This window comes from Virgibacillus sp. W0430 (assembly GCF_051846935.1).
Lineage (GTDB): Bacteria > Bacillota > Bacilli > Bacillales > Amphibacillaceae > JBPYCR01.
The window spans coordinates 1-3,831 of the sequence record NZ_JBPYCS010000054.1 but is presented as its reverse complement, the minus strand read 5'-3'; the positions used below and the strand labels follow the sequence as shown (position 1 = coordinate 3,831).

Genomic DNA, 3,831 nt, shown 5'->3' with positions numbered 1-3,831 from the left:
GAACAATTATGAACAGAATGAAAACATTATGATAGAATAAGAAGAGATTATTTGTAGTTTACATGTACGTTATCATTCATGACAAAATTATTCAAGCAATTAAAATACGTAGAACGGTTAAAGTAGGGGGAATCATGAAGAAACAAAATATTTTTATTGCTTATATACTGATAGGTATTGGTGTTTACTTTCTCGCTGAACAATTGCATTTAACAGCTTTTCAAAATTTTTACGCTTGGCCAACCTTTTTAATAATCGTTGGAGCTGCATTTTTAATTTATAGCTATTCAACAAAAGATTATCCATATTTATTTATCGGTACACTTTTACTTGGCTTAGGTATCCACTTTCATGGCTTGCAAAATTATCCTTTTTGGATCGAGCATTGGGCCGTTTTCCCGTTAATTGCTGGAATTGCATATTTCGTACGCTATTCTAAAACAAAAAACGGCTTACTTCCTGGAATTGTATTAATTGGTCTTGCTGCATTTATGATTTTCTCAGAAAATGCACCCGAATGGCTTCAATGGATTTACTATGTCACTGATTTTATTCAAGCCTTCTGGCCTATTGTATTAATTGTACTCGGTATATACCTTTTAAAGCGAAAGAAATAACTTAAAAAAATCATCGAAAAAGCCCCACACGTATCAAGTGTGAAGCTTTTTCGATGAATGGTTTCGTATCTGCTCGCTTTACAAAAAAGACCCTCGTACTTTTACATTAAGCTTTTCAACGCTTTCCACGCCTCATCTTTTCCTTCACCTGTTTCAGCAGAAAAAGCGATTAGCCGATCTCCACTATGCACGTTTAATTCCTTTTTTGTCTGATTAATATGTTTCGCACGTTTCGTTTTCGGTAGCTTATCGAGCTTAGTACCAATTACAAGAACTGGGATATTAAAGTACTTTAAATAATTATACATTTGAATATCATCTTTTGTAGGGACATGACGAAGGTCTGTAATTAATACAACTGCTTTTAATGTTTCTCTTGATTCGAAATATTCCTCCATCATTTTTCCCCATTGCTGTCTATCTTTCTTTGATACCTTTGCATATCCATAGCCAGGTACATCAACGAAATACATTGAATCATTAATTAAGTAAAAATTTAACGTTTGCGTTTTCCCCGGCTTTGAGGAAGTACGCACAAGATTTTTACGTTGAATCATCCGATTAATAAAAGAAGATTTTCCAACATTTGATCTTCCTGCTAATGCAATTTCTGGGTAGTTTGTAGTTGGATATTGCTTTTTACTAGCTGCACTTATTATAAACTCGGCTTTTACTACTTTCATTATTCTTTTTCCTCCACAAGTGCATGCTTCAATACGTGATCCAAATGGCTAACTGGAATAAAAGTCAATTCTTCACGAACACTTTTGGGAATGTCGTCAATATCCTTCTCATTATCAGCAGGGATTATTATTTTAGAAATCCCAGCTCGATGTGCACTTAACGCTTTCTCTTTAAGCCCGCCTATTGGAAGTACGCGGCCACGTAATGTTATTTCTCCTGTCATACCTACTTCTTTTTTTACAGCACGACCCGTTAAAGCTGAAACGAGTGCAGTTGCCATTGTTATACCCGCTGAAGGGCCGTCTTTAGGAGTTGCACCTTCAGGAACGTGAATATGAATATCGTATTTTTTATAAAAATCCGGATCTATTTCAAGCGCTTCTACACGGGAGCGAATATAACTAAATGCCGCTTGTGCAGATTCACGCATCACGTCACCAAGCTTACCGGTCAACGTTAACTCGCCTTTTCCAGGATAGTGTGTAACTTCTATAGAAAGCGTGTCTCCACCAACAGGGGTATACGCTAATCCGGTAGCAGTTCCAACTTGATCCTCTTCCTCCATTCGACCATAACGATAGAGCGGCTTCCCTAATAGTTCGGGCAATGTTTTTTCCGTAACGATGACACGCTTCTTTTCGCCAGAAATTATAATCTTTGCAGCTTTTCGGCATAGAGTAGCTATTTGCCTTTCTAGCCCGCGTACACCGGCCTCACGAGTATATTTTCGAATTAATAACAAAAGCGCTTCTTCTCTTATTTGTAGATTATCTTTTTTTAGTCCATTTTCTTTCAGTTGCTTTAGTAATAAGTGCTTTTTCGCAATATGTAATTTTTCGATTTCTGTATAGCCGGCAATTGAAATAAGCTCCATCCGATCAAGGAGTGGTCCTGGAATATTGTTGACGTAATTGGCGGTTGCAATAAATAATACGTTAGATAGATCGTACGTCTCCTCAATAAAATGGTCACTGAAGCTGCTGTTTTGCTCTGGATCTAGCACTTCTAACATTGCTGAAGAAGGGTCTCCACGAAAATCATTCGACATTTTATCAATCTCATCTAGTAGAAAAACTGGGTTAATTGTCTCTGCGCGTTTCATTCCTTGGATTATACGGCCAGGCATAGCACCAATATAAGTTCTGCGATGACCTCTAATTTCAGCCTCATCTCTCACCCCACCGAGCGATATGCGTACAAAATTCCGATTAATGGAATGGGCGATTGATTTTGCCAACGATGTTTTACCTACACCAGGAGGTCCTACTAAACATAGGATTGGGCCTCGTATTGAATTCGTTAATTTCTGAACAGCTAAGTATTCTAAAATACGTTCCTTAACCTTATCCAGCCCATAATGATCTTTATCTAGAATTTTCTCTGCTCTGTTTATGTCGATTGTATCTTTTGTTTTTGCAGTCCATGGCAAAGAAATTAACCAATCTAAATAATTCCTTATGACGGAGCTTTCTGCTGATGTTTGTGGTACTTTTTCAAAGCGATCCAATTCCTTCATAGCTACTTTCACTATACGTTCTGGCATATTAGCTTTTTCTATCTCTTCTTTTAATTGTTCGACCTCACCGGTTTTTCCATCTTTTTCACCGAGTTCCTTTTGGATTGCTTTAAGCTGTTCACGCAAGTAATATTCTTTTTGCGTCTTTTCCATTGAAGATTTTACTCGTTTCCCTATTTTCCTTTCTAGATCAAGCACTTTTTTCTCATTTGAGATCAAATCGAGCAAATATTGCAGGCGTTCCTTAACGTTTTCCATTTCTAGAAGTTCTTGTTTTTCTTTAATTTTAATCGCTAAATGTGAAGTTATTAAATCAGCGAGACGACCAGGCTCGTCAATATCCGATACAGTCGAAAACACCTCGTCGGTTACCTTTCTTGAAACTTTTATGTATTGTTTAAATTGCTCTAACAGTGATCTCATTAAAGCTTCTTCTTCGTGCTCGTTTTCGTGGATTTCAATTACTTTTTCGATGTCTACCGTATATTCTTTCGTCTCGTCCACATAGCGTACGATTTCTCCCCGATATAATCCTTCTACAAGTACACGAATTGTTCCATTTGGCAGCTTTAACATTTGTTTGATCTTTGCAAGCGTACCAATTCGATAAATGTCTTTATGAGTAGGGTTTTCCATGCTCACTTCTTTTTGTGCAGCTAGAAAGATTTTTTGATCGTTCATCATTGCTTTTTCTAATGCACTAATAGATTTTTCTCGACCTACATCTAAATGCATGACCATAGAAGGAAAAACAATTATTCCACGTAACGCTAGGAGGGGAAACTGATTCGCGTCTTTGTTCATCGTAAGTACCTCCGTCTAAAAAATTACATATAGCTATGAATTTTAGTTAAACTGCACTGTCTATGTTTACAATTAGCATTCATTATTATAGCCAGATGCAACGATACTAACCGGTAATTAAATGCCTTATATAAACCGGTTTCAAATAAATTGCAATGAGTTTATGCATTTAATTATGCCAAATAGTTTCTTCGTTTAAAAAAGACTGAC

The 3,831-nt window shown here is 36.7% G+C and carries 3 protein-coding genes; 1 reads left to right on the top strand and 2 read right to left on the bottom strand.

Annotated elements, in window-relative coordinates:
- The first annotated feature begins 134 nt into the window (after nucleotides 1–134).
- Nucleotides 135–617, top strand: a complete 483-nt coding sequence (locus ACLIBH_RS14255) for a LiaI-LiaF-like domain-containing protein (protein ID WP_439317382.1) — start codon at nucleotides 135–137, stop codon at nucleotides 615–617.
- A gap of 101 nt (nucleotides 618–718) precedes the next feature.
- On the opposite strand, the gene yihA is transcribed toward ACLIBH_RS14255, so the two are convergent.
- Nucleotides 719–1,300, bottom strand: a complete 582-nt coding sequence (gene yihA / locus ACLIBH_RS14250; protein WP_439317381.1) for a ribosome biogenesis GTP-binding protein YihA/YsxC — start codon at nucleotides 1,298–1,300, stop codon at nucleotides 719–721.
- On the bottom strand, nucleotides 1,300–3,621 hold the full coding sequence (lon, locus tag ACLIBH_RS14245) for an endopeptidase La (RefSeq protein WP_439317380.1): 2,322 nt from the start codon (nucleotides 3,619–3,621) through the stop codon (nucleotides 1,300–1,302). Before lon ends, yihA begins: the two co-directional genes overlap by 1 nt.
- Nucleotides 3,622–3,831 lie beyond the last annotated feature (210 nt).

Bases quoted from the DNA above. Each gene is read 5' to 3' on its own strand.
- lon (WP_439317380.1), bottom strand. From the start codon at position 3,621: ATGAACAAAGACGCGAATCAGTTTCCCCTCCTAGCGTTACGTGGAATA.
- ACLIBH_RS14255 (WP_439317382.1), top strand. From the start codon at position 135: ATGAAGAAACAAAATATTTTTATTGCTTATATACTGATAGGTATTGGT.
- yihA (WP_439317381.1), bottom strand. From the start codon at position 1,300: ATGAAAGTAGTAAAAGCCGAGTTTATAATAAGTGCAGCTAGTAAAAAG.